At 39.3% G+C, this 5,259-nt stretch carries 5 protein-coding genes and 1 riboswitch; of the genes, 4 read left to right on the top strand and 1 reads right to left on the bottom strand.

The genetic code is table 11. The annotated features are described in order from the left end of the window. The coding region (locus tag WS44_RS08500) for a transporter substrate-binding domain-containing protein (protein WP_046434024.1) at nucleotides 1-764 on the bottom strand (764 nt) is incomplete at its 3' end. A gap of 168 nt (nucleotides 765-932) precedes the next feature. Between WS44_RS08500 and WS44_RS08495 the strand changes: the two genes are divergently transcribed. From WS44_RS08495 to WS44_RS08480, 4 genes are all read left to right on the top strand, one after another. Further along, a complete protein-coding gene (locus tag WS44_RS08495) occupies nucleotides 933-1,373 on the top strand; it encodes a helix-turn-helix domain-containing protein (protein WP_013437386.1) in 441 nt (146 codons plus the stop codon). After that, nucleotides 1,373-3,103: an ABC transporter ATP-binding protein gene (locus tag WS44_RS08490; RefSeq protein WP_013641617.1), complete on the top strand. Its 1,731-nt coding sequence runs from the start codon at nucleotides 1,373-1,375 to the stop codon at nucleotides 3,101-3,103. The genes WS44_RS08495 and WS44_RS08490 overlap by 1 nt, the downstream gene beginning before the upstream one ends. Next, nucleotides 3,103-4,872 carry an ABC transporter ATP-binding protein gene (locus tag WS44_RS08485; protein WP_046434023.1) on the top strand — a complete coding sequence of 590 codons (1,770 nt, stop codon included), beginning with the start codon at nucleotides 3,103-3,105 and terminating at the stop codon, nucleotides 4,870-4,872. Before WS44_RS08490 ends, WS44_RS08485 begins: the two co-directional genes overlap by 1 nt. A 26-nt stretch (nucleotides 4,873-4,898) precedes the next feature. Next, a riboswitch (TPP riboswitch) is annotated at nucleotides 4,899-4,991 on the top strand. A 50-nt stretch (nucleotides 4,992-5,041) separates the two neighbouring features. Further along, a partial coding sequence (locus WS44_RS08480) for an ECF transporter S component (protein WP_046434025.1) occupies nucleotides 5,042-5,259 on the top strand: 218 nt, incomplete at its 3' end.

The following is a 5,259-nucleotide window of genomic DNA, read 5'->3' as shown; positions in this document are numbered from 1 at the left end:
TTAGCAAGACGGGTGTAAGTACCGTCCTTTTTTAATTCATCTAAAGCAGTATTGATGTGCTTCATCATTGCCGTTTGTCCTTTGTTGACGGCAATACCATATGGCTGGTTGGTGAAGGTGCCACCAGTTAGCTTGTAGCCAGGGTTATCGTGCAAGATGCCGGCTAAAATACCATTATCTGTAACTAAAGCATCCCCTTGGTCTGCCTTTAATGCGGCAAAGGCCTGACCATAATCGTCAAACTGCAAGATCTCTGCTTTCGGTGCAAATTTATGCACGGCATCAGCGGCTGTCGTTCCTTTAACGATGAGTACGCGTTTATTATTTAAGTCTTTGACGTTCTTTATTTTACTGTTTTTAGCAACCATAATTGATTGGCCAGCAGGAAAGTAGGGGTTGCTAAAGTCGACCTGCTTTTTACGTTCCGGCGTGATTGTCATAGCGGCAATGACTGCATCGATATTTTTATTTTTTAATAATTGAATCTTAGTGTTTGCGGTCGTTGTGACAAAGTTGGCCTTGGCATTTTTACCAAGCATCTTATGCGTTAAAGCTTCGGCTAAGTCGATTTCAAAACCACGAATTTTACTGTCTTTGACGCTCATTGAGCCAAACAGTGGCGTATCTGCTTTGACGCCCCAATTGATGGTCTTAGTTTGTCTAACCGTTTGATAAACACTCTCATTTTTCTTTTGGCCACATGCAGATAGTGTGATAGTAATTAAAGCAATTAAAAAAGTTAAGTAGAATTTTTTTCTATTCATATACCTCCACCTTGTCTGGATATTGATTTTTTAATTATAGCAGACGGTTCTTTTTTTTAAGGAAAGATATTTTCATTTTAAATTATTTCTTAAAATTTATTTGACAATAGTCCACACGTGTACTAATATATTTTAGTATATGCAGAGACTAAATATAGAGGTGAGAAAATGGATATTAGCGATACAGCGAAGTTAAATTTAGCAATTGTTCATGGCAGTCATGGTTATGACTATTGGGATCAAACCCATGGAATGACTAGTTACTTAAGTATGATTTTATATGAGTTAACCATTCGTAAGAAGTTAACTCAAAAGCAACTAGTTGATTTAACGGATTTGCCCAAACAGTCAATCAACAAGGGGATCAAGCAGTTAATTGAATCGGGCTATTTATCGATGACAGTTGACCCACAAGACAAGCGAGTTCGCTTTTGTGAATTAACACCAACTGGTGAAAAATTTGCTCATGAAAAATTGCATTCTTTATTTGAGATTGAAGATAAAACAGCTAAAAAATTAGGCAAAGAAAAAATGAAGCAACTCACTGCTTTAAATGAAGAATGGAGTAATACTTTTTGGCATTTCTTAACTGAAGAAAGGAGTAATTAATGCAGACTTTTAAAATCTTAATGCCGTACTTTAAACGCTATAAAAAAGATGTTTTTGCGGCTTTTGTAGCGATTATCGTATCAGCGTTTGCGACACTTTATCAACCACGTTTACTTGAAAATATTCAACGTGCAATCATGGCTGATCAAAGACAATCAGTCATTCGCTACGGGATTATCTTAATCGTTTTAGGAATTGTGGCAATTATTTCAGGTATTTTCAACGTTTACTACGCTGCCCGTATCGCCCAGGGTGTAACGAGTGACTTGCGTGAAGATACATATGCTAAGATTCAAAGCTTTTCTTTTGGTAATATCGAAAAGTTCTCAGCAGGGTCACTTACTACACGACTCATCAACGACATGAACCAGATCATGAACATGATTATGCAGCTTTTTATGCAGCTGCTTAGAATGCCGATTTTAATCGTCGGTTCCTTCATTTTCTGTATTGTCATCATTCCACGTTACTGGTGGGCAACAGTTGTGATGGTCGTCTTGATCATGGTTTTTGGTACTTACGTATTACGCCAAATGAATAGCTTGTTTGAAAAGTTCCAAAAGACCATGGATAAAATTTCTGGTCAAGCACAAGAAACTTTACAAGGTGTACGTGTAGTTAAGTCCTTTAACCAAGGTCCACAAGAAATTAAGAAGTTTGATCAGACCTCAGATAAGTTGAATGACTACAACATCGTAATTGGTTACTGGTTTTCTGCCATTATGCCAGCCTTCCAATTGATTGCTTACCTGGTAATTACTTTGGTTGTTTACTTAATTGGCCGCAGCATTACACAGCACCCAACCGATGTCGCCGTAGTTAGTCCTTTTGTTAACTATATTTTGACACTTCTTTGGACCATCATGATCGCCGGAATGACCATGATGCAATTTGCCAGAGGTAACATTTCTCTTGGCCGTATTAAAGAAGTGCTTGATACCGAACCAGACGTTAAGTTCGTTACTGAAGGTTCAACTCAACCTTTGAAGGGTAGCGTCGAATTTGATCACGTTTCCTTCACTTATCCTGATGGTGATGATGAAACCTTGAAGGATATTTCTTTCAAAATTAAGCCTGGTGAAATGGTGGGTATCGTTGGTGCGACCGGTTCAGGTAAGTCTACTTTGGCCCAATTGATCGCCCGACTTTACGATCCAACCAAGGGTGAAATCAAAATCGGTGGCGAAAACGTTAAAGATGTAACTGAAGACGCTTTGCGTAGCACCGTTTCATTCGTCTTGCAGCGTGCCGTTTTATTCTCAGGAACGATCGCTTCCAACTTGCGTCAAGGTAAATCACATGCACATTTACATGAATTGCAACGTGCTGCCAACATGGCGCAAGCTTCAGAATTTATTGAACGCTATAACGACTCATATGATCACGAAGTTGAAGAACGTTCTGCCAACTTCTCTGGTGGTCAAAAGCAAAGATTATCAATTGCTCGTGGTTTGATCGCTAAATCACCAATTTTGATTTTGGACGATTCAACTTCAGCCCTTGATGCCGAATCCGAAAAGAAGGTTCAACAAGCCTTAGAACATGACTTGCCAGATACAACGACCTTCATCATTGCGGAAAAGATCGTCTCAGTAGTTCATGCAGATACTATTTTAGTTTTGGATGATGGTAAGTTGGTTGCTCAAGGGACTCACGAAGAATTGCTTAAGACTTCACCTGTTTACCAAGAAATCTTCAAGACGCAAAAAGGCAAGAAAGGGGTGGAATAATGGGAGACACAAGAAAAGAAATCAAGTACTTTGTTAAATATTTAAAGCCCTACTGGAAAGGTATCACCATCGTTGTTGTTCTTTCCCTAGTTTCAAGTGGTGCACAAGTTATCGCGCCAACTTTCTTGGGTAGAGCCGTAACTGATTTGACCACATACTTATCCGATTTAAGAAAAGGTACTGCTAGTTTAAATACTTTCTATGGTGCATTATGGTCAATGCTGGCCTTTTACGTATTGAGTCAAGTTGCCATCTTTATTGCTTGGATGGTCATGTCCAAATTTAACGCGGACTCAACCAATGATATGCGTGAAAATCTTTTCGCTAAGTTCCAAAGAATGCTCGTGCGTTACTTTGATACGCACCAGGACGGTAAGCTGCTTTCACTCTTTACTTCTGACCTGGACAACATTTTCAACGCGATGAACAACGCGATTTTTGAAATTATTTCCCAGGGAATCATGTTCATTGGAACAATTGTGGTTATGTTTATGGTTAACGCTCAACTTGCTTGGACGACGATTGCGACCACGCCATTAATCTTGATCGTCAGTGTTTTAATTATGAAAAAAGCTCGTGTATATCTTGATAAACAACAAGATGAAATCGGGGACTTGAATGGTTACATCACTGAACAAATCAACGGTGAAAAGGTAATTATCACCAACAATTTGCGTAAAGAATCAATCGGCGGTTTTAAGACCTACAACAATCGCGTAAGAAACGCTATGTTCAAGGGACAATTCTACTCAGGTATCTTGTTCCCATTAATGAACGGTTTGAACTTGCTTAACTTGGCGATCGTTATTGCCATGGGTGCCTGGATGATTATTTCAGGACAAGTTACGCAAGCAATCGGTCTTGGTTTAATCGTAACTTTCGTTGAATACTCACAAACTTACTTCCAACCTTTAACGCAAATTACTTCAATCTACTCTATGATCCAACTTGCCTTAACTGGTGCTAGAAGACTTGCGACAGTTGAAGAACAAAAAGATGAAGATGATGTGCCAAATGGTAAGCAAATTCACGGCTTAAAGAATGGCGTTAAGCTTGAAGATGTTCACTTTGGCTATGACAAGAATAAGGAAATCTTGCACGGTGTGAACATTTCCGTAGATAAGGGTCAGTCTGTGGCCCTAGTTGGACCAACCGGTTCGGGTAAAACTACTATCATGAACTTGCTTAACCGTTTCTACGATGTCAATTCCGGTAAGGTAACGTTCGATGGTACGGACGTGCGTGATATTCAATTGAAGTCGCTGCGTGATAACGTTGGGATCGTGCTCCAGGATTCTGTTTTATTCAGCGGTACGATTGCCGACAATATCTGTTACGGTAAGCCGGATGCTTCAATGGATGAAGTAATTTCTGCAGCTAAGCAGGCTAATATCCACGACTTTATCGAGAGCTTGCCTGACGGCTATAACACTGAAGTAAACGACAGCAGTTCAGTCTTTTCAACTGGTCAAAAACAGCTAGTTTCAATTGCGAGAACGATTTTGACTGATCCAGACTTCTTGATCTTGGATGAAGCTACTTCAAACGTTGATACTGTGACTGAAGAAAAGATTCAAAAGGCGATGGATGCTGTGATTGCAGGGAGAACTAGTTTCGTGATTGCGCACCGTTTGAAGACAATTTTGAATTCCAACAAGATTGTCGTCTTAAAAGACGGTAACGTCATCGAAGAGGGCAGTCACGAACAACTTTTGAAAGAAAAAGGATTTTACTACAAACTTTATACTGACCAGACATCATTTAGTTAAAGTGGTATACTGAGACTAATTGAATAGTTAGTCACTAGGGGTGCTTGAATAAGCTGAGAAATACCCTTTGAACTTGAACAAGGTAATGCTTGCGATAAGGAAAGTGTAAATTAAAATAGATTATTAATGTACTCCTACTGGCTAGAATAGTTAGTTAGGAGTATTTTTTATGTTTACACGTTCATCGAAATGGAATGTTAAGTCGATTATTTTAGTAGCCTTGATTGGGATCATCATGGGGGTTATCTACACCTATGGTTTCAACAATGTGTATAACTTGGTTAAGTTGAGTTTTTTGCCAACGGGTTATGCACCAGTTGTGGATAATATCTTCACGGGTCTTTGGTACATGGCAGCACCGCTTGCAATGTACTTTGTGCCCACAGT

The sequence above is a fragment of the Lactobacillus sp. N54.MGS-719 genome (genome assembly GCF_000980505.1).
Lineage (GTDB): Bacteria > Bacillota > Bacilli > Lactobacillales > Lactobacillaceae > Lactobacillus > Lactobacillus amylovorus.
Note: the sequence above shows the minus strand (reverse complement) of the source record. Positions and strands in the feature narration are given on the sequence as shown.

What these genes read in the sequence shown, in the direction of transcription:
- WS44_RS08490 (WP_013641617.1), top strand. Translation starts at nt 1,373, where the DNA reads ATGCAGACTTTTAAAATCTTAATGCCGTACTTTAAACGCTATAAAAAA.
- WS44_RS08485 (WP_046434023.1), top strand. Translation starts at nt 3,103, where the DNA reads ATGGGAGACACAAGAAAAGAAATCAAGTACTTTGTTAAATATTTAAAG.
- WS44_RS08495 (WP_013437386.1), top strand. Translation starts at nt 933, where the DNA reads ATGGATATTAGCGATACAGCGAAGTTAAATTTAGCAATTGTTCATGGC.